Source organism: Micrococcaceae bacterium Sec5.8 (assembly GCA_039636775.1).
Taxonomy (GTDB): domain Bacteria; phylum Actinomycetota; class Actinomycetes; order Actinomycetales; family Micrococcaceae; genus Arthrobacter.
In genome coordinates this window covers 1,100,872-1,120,642 of sequence record CP143429.1, presented here as the reverse complement: position 1 = coordinate 1,120,642, position 19,771 = coordinate 1,100,872, and the positions used below count along the sequence as shown (strand labels likewise).

Annotated in this window: 19 protein-coding genes and 1 pseudogene; 11 read left to right on the top strand and 9 right to left on the bottom strand. The window is 68.0% G+C overall.

Translation table 11 applies throughout. The annotated features are described in order from the left end of the window. Window positions 1-202: 202 nt before the first annotated feature. Window positions 203-583, top strand: a complete 381-nt coding sequence (locus VUN84_05100) for a hypothetical protein (protein ID XAS65051.1) — start codon at window positions 203-205, stop codon at window positions 581-583. Between the two features lie 90 nt (window positions 584-673). Beyond that, window positions 674-895, top strand: coding sequence for a hypothetical protein (locus VUN84_05095; protein XAS65050.1), 222 nt, complete (start codon window positions 674-676; stop codon window positions 893-895). A 26-nt stretch (window positions 896-921) separates the two neighbouring features. On the opposite strand, the gene VUN84_05090 is transcribed toward VUN84_05095, so the two are convergent. The 6 genes from VUN84_05090 to VUN84_05065 form a co-directional block, all read right to left on the bottom strand. Next, complete coding sequence (locus VUN84_05090) at window positions 922-1,461, bottom strand: flavodoxin domain-containing protein (GenBank protein XAS65049.1); 540 nt, start codon at window positions 1,459-1,461, stop codon at window positions 922-924. Between the two features lie 91 nt (window positions 1,462-1,552). Further along, a complete protein-coding gene (locus VUN84_05085) occupies window positions 1,553-1,942 on the bottom strand; it encodes a hypothetical protein (GenBank protein ID XAS65048.1) in 390 nt (129 codons plus the stop codon). Between the two features lie 6 nt (window positions 1,943-1,948). Further along, window positions 1,949-3,553 carry a radical SAM protein gene (locus VUN84_05080; protein XAS65047.1) on the bottom strand — a complete coding sequence of 535 codons (1,605 nt, stop codon included), beginning with the start codon at window positions 3,551-3,553 and terminating at the stop codon, window positions 1,949-1,951. Continuing rightward, on the bottom strand, window positions 3,550-3,912 hold the full coding sequence (locus tag VUN84_05075) for a hypothetical protein (GenBank protein ID XAS65046.1): 363 nt from the start codon (window positions 3,910-3,912) through the stop codon (window positions 3,550-3,552). Before VUN84_05075 ends, VUN84_05080 begins: the two co-directional genes overlap by 4 nt. Further along, complete coding sequence (locus tag VUN84_05070; protein XAS65045.1) at window positions 3,909-4,667, bottom strand: prolipoprotein diacylglyceryl transferase family protein; 759 nt, start codon at window positions 4,665-4,667, stop codon at window positions 3,909-3,911. The genes VUN84_05075 and VUN84_05070 overlap by 4 nt, the downstream gene beginning before the upstream one ends. A gap of 52 nt (window positions 4,668-4,719) precedes the next feature. After that, window positions 4,720-6,135 carry an NAD(P)H-quinone dehydrogenase gene (locus VUN84_05065; GenBank protein XAS65044.1) on the bottom strand — a complete coding sequence of 472 codons (1,416 nt, stop codon included), beginning with the start codon at window positions 6,133-6,135 and terminating at the stop codon, window positions 4,720-4,722. Between the two features lie 118 nt (window positions 6,136-6,253). On the opposite strand from VUN84_05065, the gene VUN84_05060 reads away from it, so the two are divergent. Further along, window positions 6,254-7,072, top strand: a complete 819-nt coding sequence (locus VUN84_05060) for a purine-nucleoside phosphorylase (protein XAS65043.1) — start codon at window positions 6,254-6,256, stop codon at window positions 7,070-7,072. A 27-nt stretch (window positions 7,073-7,099) separates the two neighbouring features. Here the strand turns inward: VUN84_05060 and VUN84_05055 are convergent, their stop codons facing one another. After that, the gene (locus VUN84_05055) at window positions 7,100-7,582 is read right to left on the bottom strand and encodes an Rrf2 family transcriptional regulator (protein ID XAS65042.1); all 483 of its coding nucleotides are present in this window, start codon (window positions 7,580-7,582) and stop codon (window positions 7,100-7,102) included. A 130-nt stretch (window positions 7,583-7,712) separates the two neighbouring features. On the opposite strand from VUN84_05055, the gene VUN84_05050 reads away from it, so the two are divergent. The 7 genes and pseudogenes from VUN84_05050 to VUN84_05020 all read left to right on the top strand — a co-directional run bounded on the left by VUN84_05050 (window position 7,713) and on the right by VUN84_05020 (window position 13,352). Next, window positions 7,713-9,455, top strand: a complete 1,743-nt coding sequence (locus tag VUN84_05050; protein ID XAS65041.1) for a phospho-sugar mutase — start codon at window positions 7,713-7,715, stop codon at window positions 9,453-9,455. A gap of 331 nt (window positions 9,456-9,786) precedes the next feature. Continuing rightward, window positions 9,787-10,068: pseudogene (locus VUN84_05045) on the top strand (nitrite reductase (NAD(P)H)). An 86-nt stretch (window positions 10,069-10,154) separates the two neighbouring features. Further along, entirely contained in the window at window positions 10,155-10,412 is a 258-nt protein-coding gene (locus VUN84_05040) for a hypothetical protein (protein XAS65040.1), read from the top strand. Between the two features lie 5 nt (window positions 10,413-10,417). Then, the gene (locus tag VUN84_05035; GenBank protein XAS65039.1) at window positions 10,418-11,188 is read left to right on the top strand and encodes a uroporphyrinogen-III synthase; all 771 of its coding nucleotides are present in this window, start codon (window positions 10,418-10,420) and stop codon (window positions 11,186-11,188) included. Between the two features lie 148 nt (window positions 11,189-11,336). Further along, complete coding sequence (locus tag VUN84_05030; protein ID XAS65038.1) at window positions 11,337-12,197, top strand: FAD-dependent oxidoreductase; 861 nt, start codon at window positions 11,337-11,339, stop codon at window positions 12,195-12,197. A 123-nt stretch (window positions 12,198-12,320) separates the two neighbouring features. Continuing rightward, entirely contained in the window at window positions 12,321-13,055 is a 735-nt protein-coding gene (deoC, locus tag VUN84_05025; protein XAS65037.1) for a deoxyribose-phosphate aldolase, read from the top strand. Between the two features lie 63 nt (window positions 13,056-13,118). After that, window positions 13,119-13,352: a hypothetical protein gene (locus tag VUN84_05020; GenBank protein XAS65036.1), complete on the top strand. Its 234-nt coding sequence runs from the start codon at window positions 13,119-13,121 to the stop codon at window positions 13,350-13,352. 105 nt (window positions 13,353-13,457) lie between these two features. Here the strand turns inward: VUN84_05020 and VUN84_05015 are convergent, their stop codons facing one another. Further along, complete coding sequence (locus VUN84_05015) at window positions 13,458-14,291, bottom strand: metal-dependent hydrolase (protein XAS65035.1); 834 nt, start codon at window positions 14,289-14,291, stop codon at window positions 13,458-13,460. A gap of 3 nt (window positions 14,292-14,294) precedes the next feature. Next, window positions 14,295-18,038 (bottom strand): transcription-repair coupling factor, encoded by a 3,744-nt coding sequence (gene mfd, locus VUN84_05010; GenBank protein ID XAS65034.1) that lies wholly within the window; start codon window positions 18,036-18,038, stop codon window positions 14,295-14,297. A gap of 170 nt (window positions 18,039-18,208) precedes the next feature. Between mfd and VUN84_05005 the strand changes: the two genes are divergently transcribed. Then, window positions 18,209-19,744 (top strand): SDR family oxidoreductase, encoded by a 1,536-nt coding sequence (locus tag VUN84_05005; protein XAS65033.1) that lies wholly within the window; start codon window positions 18,209-18,211, stop codon window positions 19,742-19,744. Window positions 19,745-19,771 lie beyond the last annotated feature (27 nt).

Genomic DNA, 19,771 nt, shown 5'->3' with positions numbered 1-19,771 from the left:
CCGGATTCGTCTCACGTGGTGGTCATCACATTACGCCCCGCTCCTGCCCCAACAATGGTTCCAACGCGCCGATAGGTAAACGTCACAGCACGCGGTGGCCGGGACCGGAACTGCCGCAGGGACTGTCTGGCAGCCGGTCCATGGGTGCCCGGGGCTCCGGAGGTGACACACAAGGAGCGGAGTGAGGGTAGCATCTTCGGTCATGAGCGCCGACGATGACGACATCAACGAAGAACTCCTGGCCGACGCCGTCAAACTGACGGGACTGAGCCTTGAACTGCTGGGCCTGGACCCGCACCCGGACGACATGACACCGGAGCAGCGGCTCCTGTTCGATCCGGAAGATCTGGCCGAAATGGCCGCCGTCCCACCGGAAGACCGGCAGCAAGCCGTCCGCCGGACCCGCCTTCTGGCCGGCCTGCTGTGGAACTCATCCGGCATCCTCCTTGACCAGCTCTTCCGGGATCTGGCCACCCTCAGCACCCTGGACGCCGTCACCGGGCCGGACATCGCCGGAACCTCGGTGCTGACCTCACTGCCGCCGCAGTTTGCGTCCAGCTACGACGCGAAATTCACCCAATAGTTTATTGTTGTCGCCGCTGACCTCACGGCGTGCCTGGTCCGCGGGTGGACCGCCCCCGGCTGCCTCGCCGCCGAACTCGCCGTCCGCTGCTTGCTCGATCAGGCGGAGATCACCGAGGACATCTACGACCTCGACCTCCCGGCGGACTGGCGGGCCCAGGTCGAGGACGTCCTCCTCGCGGACGCGGACAGCGCAGCCCTCTTTTCGGATTCCCTCGATATCCTTGACGACGACGCCGGCAATCTGGGCTTCGAACACTGGTTCGTGCCTTACAACGCCTGGAACACGGTTCCGCCCTTCGCCTGCGGCTGAGCCCGGCCCCGGTGTTTCCAACGGCCCTAGTGTGCCGCCGCGGGCAGTCCCGCCAGGAAATCCTCCGTGAAGTGCTTGACGCCGGCCCACTCGGTGTAGACGTAGTCGCGGGAGATGTCCAGGTCCGCGGACCCCTTGTCCCTGGTGATCTTTTTCATCATGTGCCGCTTGAGGAAGCCGTACTGGGTGTAGAGCAGCGCCCCGCCGAACAGGCCGACGTGCGCCGGGCGCCAGCCGGTCTCCTGCTCAAACTTCTGCACATAGCCTTCCGCGTTCTCCTCGTCCCCGTGCGCGGCGAGGCTGACCGAGAACAACGCCGAGGGCAGCCGTTCCAGCGCCGCTTTGTTCGCACGGACGAAGTCGGTCACGAACTCCTCGTGCTTGCCCATGTGGACGGAGGCGCCGACGATGACGCCGTCACACTCCTGCGGGAGCGCATCGCCGGAGGTCTGCAGATCTGCCGTCCGGGCCTCGTGGCCGTGCTCGCGGAGGACGTAGGCGATGTACTCGGCGATCCGGGCGGTCTGGCCCTCCACCGTCCCGAATGGAATGTAAATGTTGGCCATGGTCCACGGTGCCCGCGGCCGGCGGCGCCGGGCAAGGGCCGAACGTCCCGGCGCCGGCGCCGAAGGGTAGCGGGGCAGCCAGTAACCCGGTTCACGAGGCAGCGAGGCTGACCCCAAGCACGTACATTCCCCACAGGCCGGCGGCCAGGAGGACGGCCAAATATCCGAGCACGAGCCTGGTGTCCCGAAGGTAGCAGTCGGACGTTTTCAGGCCACGCCGGCGCGCTTTCCAGTAGCCTATGAACCCAACGGCCGCGAACACCGCCAAGGCGACAGGACCGGCCAGCCAGCCAAGCAGGGCAATTGTGGCAAAGATGCACAGCCTGAGGGGATCAAAGGGAGCGTCCGCCTGCCGGTCCGGGCCCGGATCCGCAGGCACCACGTTCTGGCTGCGATGCCGGGCGGCGTGTTCCCGGGCCACCAACTGCGAGGGCAGGGGGCCCGAGGCGATCCGCCGGGCATCCGACGCAGAGCTCACCATCCCTCCTTAAGCCCGCCGTACCGGGAGCAGCCGGGGGGCAGTGGCAGTGCTTAGTCGCTGCCGGGCCAGGGCCGGCCACGCCTGGACCGCGCAGAACGGCGCGCACTGGTGGGCACCGGCGTCGCTCTTGGTCCCCACGTGGACGCAGCATTGCGTGAGCCGTTCCTCGATCATGGTCGAGATGTCCATAAAGGGTTTGACCATAATGCGGGTCACCCGTTCGGCGAGAAGCCGGCGGAGCCGCTGCTGCTGGCCCGGGAGCTTGCCGGCCGCCAGCGTGGTGAGCGTGCCGATGCCAAGGTCGCACTGGCTGCAAATGTTCTGCCAAAGGTCCGCCGTGCGCGGATGGGACAGGGACGATTGTTCGCTCAGCAGGTCCAACAGGGAAGATTTCATCAGGCTGCGCAGCTCGAGCGGGATCGCACTGTCAGCGATCCGGTTCGCGAGGCTGTCAGGGTTGAGTTCCAGCCAGGCGAGCAGCTGATCGTGCCCGATCAGCGCGGTCAGTGACCGCCAGATGCCCGCATCGTCCTTGAGCATGTAGCCGACGGATGCGCAGTGCGGATGCGAGCACGGGAGGGCCGTGAGGTCGTGCCACGAAACCACCCCGCCGGTCTGCCCGGCCAGCCGCTCGAGCACGCCGGTGTGGGTGAGCCGGTCCGTAGGGTCGATGCCGTGCCCCCTGCCCGATCCAAACACCGGCTGCAGCGCGACTCCACCGATGAACGGGGTTTCCAAAGCACGCATCACGACGGCGCCGACCTCGCCGTCGTTGATACCGAGCGTGGCGGTCATTGTCAGTGTGGTGAAGATGCCCGCCTCGGAGAGGCGCGAGATGGCAGCATCCTTGAAACGGGTCAGATCTCCCCCGCGGTGGTGGATTGACGCCTCCTTGGACGGCCCGTCGTACTGCAGATACACCTCGACCCGGTCCCGGTGGCTGGCCAGGAGGGCAAGCAGGTCATCATCTGTCGCGATCAGCATGCCGTTGCTGTTCACCATGATCCGGACGATTGGCCGGGCAACGAGCTCCTGCAGCAGTTCGGCCAGCTGGGGATACAGTGTCGGCTCCCCGCCGGAGAGCATCAGCACATCCAGCCGTCCGTTCTCGCGGGCAAGCCTTGCGTCTATGTTCGCGAGCACTTCTGCAAGGGGCGCCACCCCCTGCAACTGGGGGCCCGAGGCGGTGAAGCAGGTGGGACAACGAAGATTGCAGTGCTCGATAATGTCCTGCAGCAAAATGCATGTGTGCTGCGTCTGCATGGCCGGAAGGCCGAAGGCGTAGGCCTCGGGGACCGGACGGAAGTTATCCGTTTGGTCGGGAATATGCTGCTTGGTGGGCGCCTGCCACTTCTCCAAGTACCGCAGGATTTCGGGCGATTCGTCATACAGTGTGCGGACCAGCCCATGATCCGGGCACCCGCGTTCAAGCCATACCCGCCCGTCGCGGATCAGCAGCGCCCCGGACAGCCGCCGTACCTGCGCGAGCGGGGGGTTGGTCTCGTGGCAGCGGGGACAGAATGCGGTGACGTAGCGGTGAATTCTGTCGCCCCGCAAGGGCTGGCCGGGACCGGGCAGCGGGTGCGTGGAGCTCCGGGGTAAAGGATTCATGGCAGCCCTCCGGCTTGAGCAAGGGACGCCATGCAGAGTCCGCCGCCGAGTAAAGTCCAAATTCCGAAGCCAATCAGGAGTCCCGCGCCGAAAAGCGACGTCCGGCGCTGCACCGCCAGCAGAATGGCCACCAGCAGATACACGCCAAGCGGTATGAACGCTCCCGCTCCGGTGAGGCCAGGCGGCGGCGGTCCGCCGGGCCCGAAGAGGAAGAAGGCCCCCACGTAGAACAGGTAGAGGGCCGCAGCCCCGAGCAGGAGCCCAAGTCCCACGGAACCGCCTCGTGGCTGTTGCGACGGGCCGGGCACATCCGACCACTGGGGTGGGATCTGGGGACCGTCGGGGGTGTCGGCGCTCACGCGGCACTTCCTTCTAATTCATGGCGAGCCGGTTTCCCGAACACCCGCCGCATCCGCCAGCCCAGCAGGGGCAAAACCGCGAGGAGGAACCATTGGGGCCGGCTCATGCCCAGCCAAAGCACCTCGTTGCCGCGGACAAACTCCACACCGAACCTGAACAGGGCGTACGCGGCCACGTAACAGACAAAGAGGTCACCGGAATGGGCCAGCCGGTCTCGGAAGTGCCACATTGCGGCGAAGGCGGCCAAGTGGAACACCATCTCGTAGGCAAAGGACGGATGAAGACCCACCCCGGCCGGCCCTCCCGTCAATGCAGCCTGCGCCGGGGTGAGGACTATTCCCCACTCTCCCCCGGTCGGGGTGCCGGGCAGCTCGGTGGTGAGACACCCTACCCGTCCGACGATCAGCGCCAGAGCCACTGCGGGCGCCAGCAGATCCCCGGTGGACTCGCGGTAGCCCGTCATCCGCTTCCCGAGATGGACCCCGAACCATGCGCCGACCAGGCCGGCGAGGATGCTGCGGTCGCCGTTTCCCCACCAGTCCGCCAGGGACACCTGGCGGGAGGCATCCCAGGTGAGCACCCTGGAGCCGATCGCCCCGAAAGCGATGGCGAAGCCTGCAATCGGCCACAGCCGGGGGTCGGTGAGGCCGCGGCGTCGCTTCTCATAAGCGAAGAACAGCAGGGCTGCGATGACTCCCAGCCCTACCAGGCCGGAGTGCACCAGCCCGTTCCCTGCGAAGGGAAGCCCAATCATGGGCCGAGCCTAACAGCGAACGCTGCCGGGCATAGGGTGCTTTCGGCCCTAATTACATGTGGACGTGCAGCCGCCGCGCTGCTTCGGAGATGGACCCGCTCAGTGACGGGTACACCGTGAAGGTGCTGGCGACGTCGTCGACGTGCAGCTTCTGGGTGACCGCCAGGGAGATGGCGAAGATCAGTTCGGAAGCGTTCGGCCCCACCACCACACCGCCGATTACGGTGCCGGAACCCTTGCGGGCGAAAATCTTGATGAAGCCGTCCTTGTGGTTGCGCATCTTGGCGCGGGCGTTGCTGCGCAACGAAAGCTTCACGACGTCGGCCTGGTACTTGCCGGATTCGATGTCCGCCTCGGAGACGCCCACATTGGCGATCTCCGGTGAGGTAAAGATGTTGGAGGCCACCTGGTGCAGCTTGAGCGGCGTCACGCTGTCGCCAAGGAAGTGGGCGATCGCGATCCGGCCCTGCATCGCGGCCACCGAGGCGAGCGCCAGCACACCGGTGCAGTCACCGGCGGCGTAGATGTTTGGTGCAGTGGTGCGGGAGACGCCGTCGACGCTGATGTGGCCGCTCTCGCTGAGCGCCACCCCGGCCTCCTCCAGGCCGATCCCGGCGGTGTTGGGAATGGAGCCCACGGCCACCAGGCAGTGGCTGCCGGTGACTTGGCTGCCGTCGCCGAGGGTGACGATGACGCCGTCGTCGGTGCGCTCCACACTCTCTGCGCGCGCTCGGGACAGGACCTTAACACCGCGGCGTTCGAAGACGCCTTCCAGGACCTCGGCGGCGTCGGCGTCGGAGCCGGGCAGCACGCGGTCGCGGCTGGAAATCAGGGTGACCTTGGACCCCAGGCCGTTGTAGGCGGAGGCGAACTCGGCGCCGGTCACGCCGGAACCAACCACAATCAGGTGCTCAGGGAGCTCGTCCATGTTGTAGATCTGCGCCCAGTTCAGGATCCGGACACCGTCCGGGCGGGCGGTGGGAAGCTCGCGCGGGTGGGCACCGACGGCCAGCAGGATCGCGTCCGCCTCGATGGTTTCCGTGCCGTCGGCGGTGAGGACCTCGATGGTGTGGTTGTCCAGGAGCTTTCCGGATCCGAGCAGGATCCGCACGCCCTGGCCTTCCAGGCCCTTCTGAATGTCGGTTGACTGTTGCCGGGCCAGGCCCAGCAGGCGGTCGTTGATGTGCTTGAGATCCGCTCGCATCGTCGGGGTGCAGTCGCCGCCGTCGAGGTCGAACTTGACACCGAGCTCACCGGCCTCACCGACGCGGGTCATCAGGTCCGCCGTCGCGATCAGGGTCTTGGACGGTACGACGTCGGTCAGCACCGCGGAGCCGCCAAGCCCCGCCCGCTCGATGATGGTGACCTTCGCGCCAAGGGAGGCGGCGACCATAGCAGCTTCGTAGCCACCGGGCCCTCCGCCCAGGATTGCGATGCGGGGTGAGCTGAAATCGGGATGCGTAGTCACAATCAGCCATTGTCCACCATCCGGACCTGCACCACCAAGAAACACCGCCGGCACCGCACCGGCACAGACCCGGCGGAATGGGCTGGGCAGCACGACGCCGGCAGGATAACTTGTACCGGTGAGTACAACAGAATTCCTGAACACGGACCCCTTCGACGCCGCCCGCGCCGCCGCCGACTACATCGCCGAAGAGACGGGCATCGACAAGCATGACGTCGCCCTGGTGCTTGGTTCGGGCTGGGGCGACGCCGCTGAATTGATCGGCCAGACCACCGCCACCCTTTCCGCGGACGAGGTCCCGGGGTTCTCCTCCCCCTCGGTGGTGGGGCACGTCGGCACCATCCGCTCGGTGCTGACCCGGGAGGGCAAGCGCGCCCTGGTTCTGGGCGCCCGCACGCACTACTACGAGGGAAAAGGCGTTCGCGCCGTTGTCCACGGCGTCCGCACCGCTGCGGCAGCCGGCTGCGGGACCCTGGTCCTGACCAACGGCTGCGGCGGCCTCAATGAGGACTGGACGCCGGGGACCCCCGTGCTGATCAGCGACCACATCAACCTCACCGCCACCTCCCCGCTCGAAGGCGCCACTTTCGTGGACCTCACCGACCTGTACTCCGCCCGGATCCGCGGCCTGGCCCGTGAGGTCGATGCCACACTCGACGAGGGCGTTTACGCCCAGTTCACCGGCCCGCACTACGAAACCCCTGCGGAAGTGCAGTACGCCAAGCGGATCGGCGCGGACCTGGTGGGCATGTCCACCGCCCTCGAGGCCATTGCCGGCCGCCACGCGGGCATGGAGGTCTTTGGCATTTCCCTCGTGACCAATCTCGCCGCGGGCATCAGCCCGGTGCCCCTGAGCCACGGGGAGGTCCTCGAAGCCGGCCAGGCAGCGGGACCGCGGATCTCCAAGCTGCTCGCCGAAATCATCGCCAAACTTTAAGGGTCCCAGTCCGCCCGGCGGCCGGGCTCAGCTGCCGGGCGCGAGGTAGCGCACAGCCTTTTCTGCGTCCTGCGGACACCGCCGCTCCATGGAGTCCGCGATTCCTGCGACGGTTTGCCGGGCCAGCGCCTGCCGCCAGGCGAGTTCGGCCTGCCTCATGGTTTGGGAAATTAGACAGCTCCGGACGAAGTTCTGTCCGGTTTCGGCGTCCGGGACCTCGCCCATGATGCCTTCGCAGCGGAACACCGGATCGGGGCCTTCCAGCGCCAGGACAATGTCCAGGACCGTGACGTTTTCCGGCCTGCGCGCCAGATAGAATCCGCCGCGCGGGCCGGAGACGGAGCCCAGGATCCCGGCGCGGACCAGCGCTTGGAGCTGCTTGTTCAGATAGGCGCCGGGAAGCTGGTAATACTCAGCCAGCCGGGCGCTGTTGACTGCTTCCCCGGCCGGCGTCCACGCCATAGTGACGCAACTATGCACAGCCCATTCCACCCCACGGCCCAGCCTCATATTCCAGACGTTACGTGTCCGGAAAAATGGCTGTCAAGGCTTGAGGGCGCAGCACGGCGGGACCTGTCCGAATGGCCGCCTCTCGCTTGTCGGCACGGCATCCGCGGCGAATGGCACTAGTTTGGTTCCTATGACGTCTTCTGTTGCCGATCCCGCCCGCCTGCTGAGCGACGCCCGGACTTGGGCTGCCCAGGATCCGGATCCCGCCACTGCCGCCACCCTGACGGAGCTGATCCGCCGCGCCGACGAGGGCGCTGCCGCGGCGCAGCAGGAACTCGCGGACAGTTTCAGCGGCACCCTGCAGTTCGGCACCGCAGGCTTGCGCGCGGCCCTCGGCCCCGGCCCGAACCGGATGAACCGCGTGGTGGTGCGCCGCGCCGCCGCAGGATTCACGGCGTTCCTCACCGGCACGGTCGCCCAGGCCGCGCCCGGAACCCGGCCGCGCGCCGTCGTCGGCTACGACGCCCGGTACAACTCGGACATCTTCGCGGCGGAAACGGCCGCGATCCTCACCGCAGCCGGCGTCGAGACGTTCCTCATGCCATCTGCCCTGCCCACCCCACTGCTCGCGTATGCGGTGCGGGCGCTGGACTGCGACGGCGGCGTGATGGTGACCGCCAGCCACAACCCGCCCCAGGACAACGGTTACAAGGTCTACCTGGGCCGGCACGCGGTCGAGGAGAGCGGGCGGGGCGCGCAGATCGTGGCGCCGTACGATGCCCTGATCGCTGCGGAGATCGACGCTGTCGGTGAGCTGTCCGGAATTCCGTTGGCCGCGGAAGGCTGGACCGTGCTGGATCCGTCCATCGCCGCCGGGTATGAGGCCGCCACCGCGGCCCTGGCCGACACGAGGCATTTCCCGGCCCGCGACCTCAAAATTGTGCTGACCCCCATGCACGGGGTGGGCGGGGAGACCGCCGTGTCGGTGCTGCATGCGGCCGGCTTTGCCGACGTCACCCTGGTGGCCGAGCAGGCAGCACCCGACCCCGACTTCCCCACCGTGAATTTCCCCAATCCCGAGGAGCCCGGCGCCCTGGACCTGGCCCTTAACACCGCTGCCAGGGTGGCGGCGGATATTGTGATCGCCAACGACCCCGATGCGGACCGCGCCGCTGTCGCCGCCAAGGACCCGGACACCGGGTCCTGGCGGATGCTGCGCGGCGACGAGGTAGGCGCCCTGTTGGGCGCGCACATCGTGGCCCGGCTGGCGGCCGGCGGGCAACAGACTCCAGCCGGGGTGTTCGCGAATTCAATCGTGTCTTCCCGGCTACTGGCACGCATCGCGGCCTCGGCAGGCTACGCGCACGAGGAAACCCTCACCGGCTTCAAATGGATCGCCCGTGTTCCCGGGCTGCTGTACGGCTACGAGGAAGCGCTGGGGTACTGCGTCGCCCCCACCCAGGTCCGTGACAAGGACGGCATCTCCGCGGCTGTGCTGATCGCTGAGCTCGCGGCAACTGCCAAGGCCGGCGGCAAGACCATCTTCGACACGCTCGATGAGCTGTATCTGGTCCACGGACTGCACGCGAGCGACCAGCTCAGCATCCGGGTCGCGGACCTGGGCCTGCTGGACGCGATGATGAACCGGCTCCGCGTCAGTCCACCGGAATCCTTCGGGGGCTCCGCAGTCGAAACTGTCACCGATCTTGCCGACGGCAGCGCCCAGCTGCCGCCCACCGACGGCCTGCTGTACCTGACCCGGGATCTGAGCCGGATCATCATCCGGCCCAGCGGCACCGAGCCGAAGCTCAAGTGCTACCTGGAGGTCATCAAAAGCGTCGGATCAGCCGCCGAACTGCCCGCGGCCCGGCTCGAGGCCCGCGCAGCTCTCGACGCGGTCCTCGCGGACGTCCGCGAGGCGCTCGGGCTGTAGCCCTGGCGCTCGACCTCAAGGTACCCGCCCACAATCCCGGTGTTGCGCTGCCACGTACGGCAGTCATTACGGCGCTCCCTGGCTCCGTTCGGGCTGAGCAGCTGCTGCGGCGTACCACCCAAGGTAGTTCCGGGGCGTTTCGGCTGCGTACAGACCATGTGCCCGGCGGCTCAACGAGCCCTCACCCCGCCCGAAACGCCTCCGTGATGCAGACGTTAAGACGCCGAAACATCAGGGAAACTACAGCGAAACTGCGGCTGCCTAGTCTGAACGGACACCTCGACGGAGACGGCCGCAGAATACCGGCTGCGGTCCACGCGAAAGGCCCACCGTGACCGGACAGACGTCAAGCCCCCACCATCAGGGCGCAGAACCCGCGGCAGCACCGCACCGGATTGTGGCTGCCGGAAGCGGACCGGCCGCCCACCGGTTCGCGGACGCCCTGCACGCCCGGGGCCTCGAGGGCTGGGATGTCTCCGTCCTGACCGGGGAAGCGCACCCTCCCTATGACCGCGTTGCGCTGCGCACGGCCCCCACCGATACCGCCGTCGACCTCACCCTGAGCGCTTTCCTGTCGGACCACAAGTTCCTCACATTGCAGACCGGCGAGCGCCAGGACAAGGCCCTGGCCGGTAACCAGCCGGTCCTGATCGGTTCGTCCATCCCGGTCCGTGCACGCGACGAGAACGAGGCATAGCCATGGACCTCACCATCGATTTGCTGGCTCCGATCCAGGGCCTGCCGGCCCTGGCCACAGCCGAACTGGTGGATGTGGGCAAGCGGCCCGGCCACCAGCCGGTGAGCCAGGCCGGCATCGAGGAACTGCTGGTGGCCGATTGCAGCAATCCGGCGGTACCGGTCCTGGGCGGCGTCGTCCGGGTGGCCGGGGCCAACCGCGGCTGCGCGGAAGCCCAGGCCGAACTGGACCGGCTCGCCGCGTCCCTGATGGGAGCGTGAGAGCCGTGAGCGCACCGGCGGTGCCGCCGCTTGAACTGCCCCTGGAAGGCTTCCGGATCGGGGTGACCTCGCACCGGGGCTCCCAGGACCTGATCGAGGCCCTGGAACGGCGTGGCGCCCAGGTGTTGCATGCACCGGCCCTGCAGATCGCCCCCGCGCAGGAGGACATGCGCCTGATCGTGACGCCGTACCGCTGGGTCACCTCCGACGGCGCCGACCGGCTGCCACGGTTGATCGAGGCCGCCTGCAGCGGCAACCTGGACGTGCTGACCTTCACGAGCGCCCCTGCGGTGGACGCCGTGTGGAGCACCGCGCACGAGATGGGCCTGTACAGCCAGCTCGTGGCGAGCCTCAAGAGCACCGTCACCACCGCGGTCATCGGGCCGTTCACGGCGCAACCGCTCATCGATGCCGGCATTCGGCCGCTGGTGCCGGACCGGTCCCGCCTGAGCGCCCTGATCCGGCTCGTGGTGGAACACCTCGCCCTCAACCACGTCCGCCGCCTGGACACCGGCTCGGGCCGGCTGGAACTGCGCGGCCGCTCGCTGCGGATCGACGGCAAGCCCGTTGAGCTGGCTCCGGCCCCACTGCTGCTGCTGCGGGCGTTGCTGGGCGCCGGCGGCGCGGTGCTGTCCCGCGACTCCCTCGCCGAACTGCTGGAACTCCGCGGTTCGGTGCACGCCCTGGATACGACAGTCAGCCGGCTGCGCACCGCCCTGCCGGATGGCAGGCTCGTGCAAACCGTGGTGAAGCGCGGATACCGGCTACGGGTGTGACCCACGCCATTACCGGCCGGTAAACATTGGCGAACGGGCACCGCAAATCCGGCAACACCGGGGAAACACGCTGGAAAGATCACCCGCCTAGGCTGGGTCCAACAAGCACGCAGGCCGCACCACGGGCCACCAGCGAAAGGGACCCACCATGTCCGCCACCACCACCGTTCCCGGCGATTCGCAGACCCGCCCCCGGATCGTCATCGCCGGCGCGGGCCCGGCCGCGCAGGCCCTGGTCCGCCAGCTCACCCGGGCGCAGTTCGCCGGCGGAATCACTGTGCTGAGCAACCGGGACGACGCGTCCGAGGAGCTCCTGGAACTCGCGGCCCTCCCGCAGGTATCCGTGCGGTTCGGCCAGCCCGCCAGCTACATCGACCCGGACAGCCGTTATGTCACCACCTCGGACGGCCTGGAATTCAGCTACGACCAGCTGGTCATCGCCACCGGGTCCTCCCCGGCCGGCCCGCCGCTGGCAGGGGAAGGCCGGTGCCTGAGCTACTCCACCATCGACGACGCCGCCCGGCTGGGCGAGGCCGTCAAGGACGTCACCCGGGTACTGGGCCGGCGGCCGTTGGGCATCCTGGTCGGCACCGGGACCGCCGCGGGCCAGGCCGAGGCGGTGTTGCGCGCCCGCGGCGTCCGGCCCGTCCGGACCTCGCAGCGGCCGGCGTCCGTGGTTCCCACCCTGGCCGGGTCCACGATCCCGGCCGCCGGGATCGTGTTCGAGGATGGCTCCAGCATGGCCGGGGACCTCGTGGTCCTGGCCGAGGAGCCGATTGCCCGCGACGCGCTCGCCGTCAGCGCCGGCCTGACGACAGCCCGGCAGGGCGGAATCGTCATTCGCCGCGACTTCCGCACGTCCGTCCCGGGGATCTGGGCCATCGGGGACGCTGCCGTGTTCGACGGCGTCCGGCTGGGACTGCTCGTGGCAGCCTCCTCCGCTGCCTCCGTCTGCGCCGCCCAGTTGCTCCGTGCCGGCCTGGCCGAACCCCTCGCCGAAGCCGCCTGAACTGCCGGCTGACCAGACACCTGGACCCTGGGCAGGGCACTGCGCGGGTGCCCTGCGGGGATGACCTCCGGCGAAGGGCCGCTATGGCAAGATGGACACCTGAGAAGCCACGAAGGGACCACCATGAGCAACGAAGCCGCCACTGCTGCCGAGGGCGCCGCGCCAGCCGCCGGGGACGACGGTACCGCCGGGAATATTGCCTCCTACATTGACCACACCCTGCTCAAGCCGGAAGCGAGTGAGACCGAGATCCTTACGGTCTGTGCCGAAGCCGCCGAATACCGGTTCAAATCCGTGTGCGTCAACCCGGTCTGGGTCAAGACGGTCAAGAAGGCCCTGAAAGGAACAGGTGTGCTGACGTGCTCCGTAGTCGGCTTTCCCCTCGGTGCCACCCCCAGCGACGTCAAGGCCTTTGAGGCCCGCGGCGCGGTGCTGGACGGCGCCGAGGAAGTGGACATGGTGATCAACATTGCCGCTGCCCGTGCCAACGACAAGGGCGCCCTGGCCGATGACATTCGTGCCGTCGCCGATGCCGTGCACGAGGGCGGTGCGATCCTGAAGGTCATCATCGAAACCGTGTTCCTGGATGATGCCCAGAAGGTGCTCGCCTGCGAGGCGGCCGTCGAGGCGGGCGCCGATTTCGTGAAGACCTCCACCGGCTTCAACGGCGGCGGCGCCACGGTTGCGGATGTCGCCCTGATGCGCCGCGCAGTTGGTCCCGGACTCGGCGTCAAAGCCTCGGGCGGGGTGCGCTCGCTCGCCGACGCACAGGCTATGATTGCTGCTGGTGCAACACGTATTGGCGCCAGCTCCGGCATCGCGATCGTCAAGGGCGAACAGGGTTCGTCCGCGTACTGACCGCTTTCCGAAAACAACCGCTGCCGCCACAGTTTTGAGCCCTACGGGGCCGAGGAGGAACGAATGTCCAGCAACACCGCGCAGACCGAGCAGACGCCGCAGAACGAGAACAGCCTTGGCTCCAGCATTACCTTGTTCGTCCTGATGATGGTCCTCTTCGGCGGGGCCCTCTACTCGTTGAGCTTCCTGACGCTGGACAACCCGTGGCCGATGGCCGTCTGCCTCGCCCTGTTCGCCGCGGCGTTCTGGGTGCCGCAGACCCTTCTGGGCCGCTCGGATTCCGCGGGCGAAGTCTAGAACACCCTAAAACCCCACCGACTGAAGCTCCGGGTTCTCCCGGAGCTTCAGTTCTTTAACCAGGACGGCCTGGCAAGGACGTTGCGATGAGTCCCCGGCCCGGCACTATGCTGCGGCAAGCAGCCTGTACAGGCTCCTGACGAGCCCCGTTCCGAGCGCGACGGCGGCCGGCCAGTGCACCTCGGCCAGGTCCAGCGCCGCGCCGAACATGCCGATCATGGCGTAGGCACTGACCGGGATCAGCACGAACCATTCCCGCCGTGAGCCGGCACGGCCCAGCAGGGGAATCGAGAACGCCCCGTTGGCGCGCCACACGTTCTTGAGCAGCGGCAGCTTCCGCAGGACTTTCGGCGGCTTGATCACCACCGGCCAGAGCAGCGGCACTCCCCCGGTGGTGATCATATCCCCGACGATGTGCACCAGCACTCCGGTCAGCATCGAGACCGGAAGCCAGATCCACTGGTGCGGGGCAAACCAGGTGACCAGCCCGGCCATCGTCAGGGCGAAGACCCAGTTGCTGATCCAGCCGTACTTCGGGAAGAGTTTGAGGGCTTTGGCGGCGATGTTGATCATGAACATGCACAGCAGCCCGGCGCCCACCGACAGCAGCCCCCAGTCCGTCTGCAGCTGGAACTGCCCGGCGAGCGCCGCGAGCAGCACAAAGAACGCCGCGCCGAGCAGGGAATGCGTGCCTTGCCTGTGGCCGCCGGACGCGTTCTCGATGCCCGCCGCGATCACGTTGGACAGCGGCGGAAGCGCGTGCGCCACGGTGCTGGAGCGGTGGTCCCAGTCGCAGACCAGGGCTGTTCCCGCCGTCGCCATCCCGCCGATCACAATCCCGGTGGCGTCCAGCGGATACCAGCCCAGCGCGTAGGGACCCGTCGACGCGACAGCCACCCACGCCGCGGCTCCCGATGCGGCGTGGTGTCCTCCCATCATGCGTTATTTCACCGCCGGTGAGACGGCCAGCGGCGCGTCGGAGAAGATGTTGCGGATGACGCCGTTGGCCCACTCGAGAATTTCGGCATCCTGGAGGTCCCGGCCGCCGATCCGGGCGGTCTTGGGCTTCGGCACGAGCACCGTGTCCAGGGCCGGCTTGGACTGTGCGCCGGGGTACATCCGGGTGAGCCGCATGAGCTTGGACTCGGGCAGCTGCGCCGGGGAGAACTTGATGAAGTTGCCCTGCAGCGCTACGTCGCTGAGTCCGGCCTCGCGGGCGCCCACCCGGAAGCGGGCGACGTCGATCAGGTTCTTTGCGGGCAGCGGCAGCTCCCCGTAGCGGTCCACGAGCTCGGCGAGCACCTCGTCGATCGCCTCGTAGGTGATGGCGCCGGCGAGCTTGCGGTAGGCCTCCAGGCGCAGCCGTTCACCCGGCACGTAGTCGTGCGGCAGGTGGGCGTTGACCGGCAGCTCGATCTTCATCTCCGCGGCCTTCTCCTCGGCCTCGCCCCGGTATTCCGCCACGGCCTCCCCGACCAGCCGGATGTAGAGATCGAATCCGACGCCCTGGATGTGCCCGGACTGCTCCCCGCCCAGGAGGTTGCCGGCACCGCGGATCTCAAGGTCCTTCATGGCCAGCTGCATGCCGGCACCGAGCTCGTTGTGCGTGGCGACGGCTTTGAGCCGCTCCAGCGCCACCTCGCCCAGCGGTTTCTCCGACGGGTACAGGAAGTAGGCGTAGGCGCGTTCCCGGCCGCGGCCCACCCGGCCGCGCAGCTGGTGCAGCTGGGAAAGACCGTATTTGTCGGCACCGTCCACGATCAGCGTGTTCGCGTTGGAGATGTCCAGGCCGGTCTCGATGATGGTGGTGCAGACCAGCACGTCGAAGCGCTTTTCCCAGAAATCCACGATGATTTGTTCCAGCCGGCTCTCGGACATCTGCCCGTGCGCCACCTCCACCCGGGCTTCCGGGATCAGCTCGCGGATCTTCGCCGCGGTGCGGTCAATGGTGGAGACCCGGTTGTGCACGAAAAACACCTGGCCTTCGCGCATGAGTTCGCGGCGGATCGCGGCGGACGTCTGCTTGTCCGTGTAGGGGCCGACGTAGGTCAGGACCGGGTGGCGTTCCTCCGGCGGGGTGGCCAGGGTGGACGTCTCACGGATGCCGGTCAGCGACATTTCCAGGGTTCGGGGAATCGGGGTGGCACTCATCGCCAGGACGTCAACGTTGGTGCGCATCTTCTTGAGCGCCTCCTTGTGTTCGACGCCGAAGCGCTGCTCCTCGTCCACGATCACCAGGCCCAGATCCTTGAACGCGAAGTCCTTGGACAGGAGCCGGTGGGTGCCGATGACGACGTCCACGGAACCGCCCTTAACGCCTTCGGCTGTCTCTTTCGCTTCCTTGCCGCTCTGGAAGCGGGACAGCGGCTTGACCACCAGCGGGAAGCCGGAAAACCTCTCCGTGAAGGTTTCATAGTGCTGCTGCGCGAGCAGGGTGGTGGGTACCAGCACGGCAACCTGTTTGCCGTCCTGGACGGCCTTGAACGCCGCCCGCACGGCGATCTCGGTCTTTCCGTAGCCCACATCGCCGGAGATCAGCCGGTCCATGGGGATCTCCCGCTCCATGTCGGCCTTGACCTCGTTGATGGTGGTCAACTGGTCCGGGGTTTCCACGTACGGGAAGGCTTCCTCGAGCTCACGCTGCCACGGGGTGTCGGGTCCGAAAGCGTAACCGCGGGACGCCATCCGGGCCGAGTAGAGCCGGATCAGTTCACCGGCAATTTCCTTGACCGCCTTGCGGGCCCTGGACTTGGTGCTGGCCCAGTCCGCACCGCCCATCTTGCTCAGCCCCGGGGTGTCCCCGCCGACGTAGCGGGTGACCTGGTCCAGCTGGTCCGTGGGCACAAAGAGCCGGTCACCCGGAGCGCCGCGCTTGGACGGCGCGTATTCGAGGACGAGGTACTCGCGCACCCCGTCCCCGCCGCCAGCAACTCTGCGCTGGATCAGTTCCACGAACCGGCCGATGCCGTGCTGTTCGTGCACCACGGAGTCTCCGGCCACCAGCTGCAGGGGGTCGACGGCGTTGCGCCGCTTGGACGGCATCCGGCGCATGTCCTTGGTGGAACCGGCGGAGGTCCGTCCCAGCAGGTCAGCCTCGGTCAGGAGCGCAAGCTTCAGCGGATCCAGCACAAACCCGCGGCCGAGGGCCGCGGTGGTCAGTTCGATCAACCCGGGCTGGGGGTCCCCGTCCAGGGAATCGACGCGGGCGCACGGGATGTCGTGGTCGTGGAGAAGTTCCGCCAGGCGCTGGGCGGGGCCGGGGCCTTCGGTGACGACCACGATCCGCCACTGCTCCCGCACCCTGGAGCCGATGAACGCCATCATTTCAGCGACGTCGCCCTGGTAGCCGCGCGGTTCGCGGGCGTGCAGGTTCAGGACGTCGACGTCGGGCAGCAGCTCCTCGTCGGTGGCCAGGGAGGTGATGGACCACCAGGACACCTCGTGGCTGAGGGCTGCGGAACGGGTTTCGGTCAGGGACCGGAAGCTCGCCGAATGCAGCGCCGCGGACGCCGCGGAGGTCAGGACAGTGTCCAAGGCCAGAGGCACCGTGCCGCCGTCGGACGCGGTGGACCAGGCCGCCTCCAGGAATTCCTCATTGGTGGCGGCGAGGTCATGGGCGCGGGTCCGGACCTTTTCGGGCTCGATCACCACCGCCATCGAACCGGGCGGGAACTGGTCCAGGAACGGCACCATGGCGTCCACCAGCACCGGAGCCAGGGACTCCATACCCTCGACGGCGATGCCGCCGGCAATCTTTTCCAGCATGTCCGCGGCGGCTGGCAGCTGTGATTTCAGCGTCGCGGCGCGGGACATCACAGACGGCGTGATGAGGATTTCCCGGCACGGCGGAGCGTGCAGCTCTGTGGGGTGGTGCACCCCGGGTGCGCTCAACGAGCGCTGGTCGGCGACCGCGAACCAGCGCATCTGGTCCACTTCGTCGCCGAAGAACTCCACCCGGATGGGGTGGTCCTCCGTGGGCGGGAAGACATCCAGCATGCCGCCGCGGACGGCGAACTCGCCGCGCCGGGTCACCATGTCCACCCGGGCGTAAGCGGCGTCGGCGAGGTTCCGGACGACGTCGCTGAACGGAACCTCCTGGCCCACTTTCAGCATGACAGGAACTAACTCCCCGAGACCCGCCACGATCGGCTGGACCACGGCGCGCACCGGGGCCACCACGACGCGCAAGGCACCGGCAGCGGACAATTCGGGGTGGGCGAGCCGGCGCAACACCGACAAGCGCCGTCCCACGGTATCCGAGCGCGGCGAGAGCCGCTCGTGCGGGAGCGTTTCCCAGCTGGGGAATTCGGCGACGGCGTCGGCCGGCAGGAACGCGCGCAACGCCTCCGTGAGGTCTTCGGCTTCACGGCCGGTCGCGGTGATGGCCAGCACTACCGGCGCCACGCGGCCGTTCGCTGCCCCGTCGGCGGACGCGTTGGCCGTGGTGGCTGCTGCGCCGTCGGCTGTGCTGTCCGTTGTGTTCTCCGCCGCGTTGTCCGCCAGGGCAGTCAGTCCATCCGCCATTTCCGCCAACAGCGCCGAGCGCAGGCCGGCGGGGGCGCTGATCTGGTAATCCTCGCTGCGGGCCGCGAATCCGCGGGCCGCCTCAGCGCGGACACGGGCGTAGTTCCGGTCCTCGGCAAGTACACGGCGCAGACCGGTGAGAGAGGGGCCGTTGGGGCTCATAGCTGTAACTCCTGAAGGGATCACGGGAATGCAGGCAACACGAATAGCCGGAATTCGCGAGAATCCCGGGTACCTCCAGCCTACCGCCCGCCCGGGGCTAGGCTGGCAGGATACACGGCCGTCCAAACGGGCTGGCGCTCCGAATGCCTTCCAGACGACAAGGAGTCATCATGACCGGCACCCCCGAAACCCCCCAGACCGCATCCTCGCACACCGTTCCGCCCAGGACGGTGCTCGTCACCGGCGCCAGCGGCTATATCGGCGGCCGGCTGGTGCCCAGGCTGCTGGAGGCCGGGCACACCGTGAAGGTCCTGGTCCGGACGCCGGCCAAGATCGCCGGGGTCCCGTGGCTGGCCGACGTCGAGGTGGTTCAAAGCAGCCTCGACGATGGCGAGGCGCTCCAGGCGGCACTGGACGGCGTGGACGTGCTCTACTATCTGGTCCATTCCATGGCTGCCGGGTCGGGCTTTGAATCCAAGGAACAGGCGATGGCCCAGACCGCGGCGAAGGCGGCAACAGACGCCGGCGTGGACAGGATCGTCTACCTGGGCGGCCTGCACCCGGCCGGCTCCGAATTGTCCACCCATATGAGGTCCCGCGAGGCCGTGGGCAAGGTTTTCCTCGACAGCCCGGTGGACGCCGTCGTCTTCCAGGCAGGGGTGGTGATCGGTTCCGGTTCGGCGTCGTTCGAGATGATCCGGCACCTGTCCGAGACCCTGCCCCTGATGCCGGCCCCCAGCTGGGTCCGCAACAAGATCGAGGCGATTGCGGTCCGCGACGTCCTGCACTACCTCGTCGGGGCGGCAGCGCTGGACGGTCCCATCAACCGTACCTTCGACATCGGCTGCCGCCAGGTCCTCAGTTACGCGGGCATGATGCAGGAATACGCCGCAGAGGCCGGGCTCCCCCACCGCGTGGTGCTGGCGCTCCCCATTCCCGCGCCCAAACTTGCGGGCATGTGGGTGGCACTGACCACACCCATTCCGCTGTCAATGTCCCTGCCGCTGGTGGAGTCCCTCCAGCACGACGCCGTCACCCGGGAACGCGACATCGACGCGTACATTCCCGCGCCGGAAGGCGGCCTCACCCCCTACCGCCGGGCAGTGGCGCTCGCCCTGGGCAAGGAGCGCGACGGCCAGGTGGCCACCACCTGGGCCAGCGCGGGCGCCGACGCCGATCCGCTGCCGTCCGACCCCGAGTGGGCCGGCCACCGCGTGTACTTGGATGAACGCAGCTACTCCAGCGACGTGGACCCGAAGCACATCTGGACCATCATCGAAGGGATCGGCGGGCAGAACGGCTGGTACTCCATGCCTCTGGCCTGGCGCGTCCGCGGCCTGCTGGACAAGCTCACCGGCGGAGCCGGGCTGTTGCGCGGCCGCCGCCACCCGCACCTGCTGGCCGAAGGCGAGGTAGTGGACTGGTGGCGGGCGGAGCGGATCGACCGCGGCCGGCTGCTCCGGCTGCGCGCCGAGATGCGTGCCCCCGGCCGGGCCTGGCTGGAGCTCTCGGTGGAGCCGGAAGGAACCGGCAGCCGGTACCGCCAGCGGGCGATCTTCTTCCCCAAGGGCCTCAGCGGGCGGCTGTACTGGCTGGCGGTGCTGCCCTTCCACAGCCTGATCTTCCCGGCGATGTCGCGGAACATCACCGCCGCGGCGAAGGCCCTCCAGGATGCGGAATCGGAGCCTGCCGGGCACACCGCATAGGATGTCAGAAGCCCGAAAACACCCGTT

Excerpts from the sequence above, each read along its gene's own strand:
- VUN84_05100 (XAS65051.1), top strand. The coding sequence starts at position 203 with ATGAGCGCCGACGATGACGACATCAACGAAGAACTCCTGGCCGACGCC.
- VUN84_05090 (XAS65049.1), bottom strand. The coding sequence starts at position 1,461 with ATGGCCAACATTTACATTCCATTCGGGACGGTGGAGGGCCAGACCGCC.
- VUN84_05085 (XAS65048.1), bottom strand. The coding sequence starts at position 1,942 with ATGGTGAGCTCTGCGTCGGATGCCCGGCGGATCGCCTCGGGCCCCCTG.
- VUN84_05080 (XAS65047.1), bottom strand. The coding sequence starts at position 3,553 with ATGAATCCTTTACCCCGGAGCTCCACGCACCCGCTGCCCGGTCCCGGC.
- VUN84_05070 (XAS65045.1), bottom strand. The coding sequence starts at position 4,667 with ATGATTGGGCTTCCCTTCGCAGGGAACGGGCTGGTGCACTCCGGCCTG.
- VUN84_05055 (XAS65042.1), bottom strand. The coding sequence starts at position 7,582 with ATGAGGCTGGGCCGTGGGGTGGAATGGGCTGTGCATAGTTGCGTCACT.
- VUN84_05050 (XAS65041.1), top strand. The coding sequence starts at position 7,713 with ATGACGTCTTCTGTTGCCGATCCCGCCCGCCTGCTGAGCGACGCCCGG.
- VUN84_05040 (XAS65040.1), top strand. The coding sequence starts at position 10,155 with ATGGACCTCACCATCGATTTGCTGGCTCCGATCCAGGGCCTGCCGGCC.
- VUN84_05030 (XAS65038.1), top strand. The coding sequence starts at position 11,337 with ATGTCCGCCACCACCACCGTTCCCGGCGATTCGCAGACCCGCCCCCGG.
- deoC (XAS65037.1), top strand. The coding sequence starts at position 12,321 with ATGAGCAACGAAGCCGCCACTGCTGCCGAGGGCGCCGCGCCAGCCGCC.
- VUN84_05020 (XAS65036.1), top strand. The coding sequence starts at position 13,119 with ATGTCCAGCAACACCGCGCAGACCGAGCAGACGCCGCAGAACGAGAAC.
- VUN84_05015 (XAS65035.1), bottom strand. The coding sequence starts at position 14,291 with ATGATGGGAGGACACCACGCCGCATCGGGAGCCGCGGCGTGGGTGGCT.
- mfd (XAS65034.1), bottom strand. The coding sequence starts at position 18,038 with ATGAGCCCCAACGGCCCCTCTCTCACCGGTCTGCGCCGTGTACTTGCC.
- VUN84_05005 (XAS65033.1), top strand. The coding sequence starts at position 18,209 with ATGACCGGCACCCCCGAAACCCCCCAGACCGCATCCTCGCACACCGTT.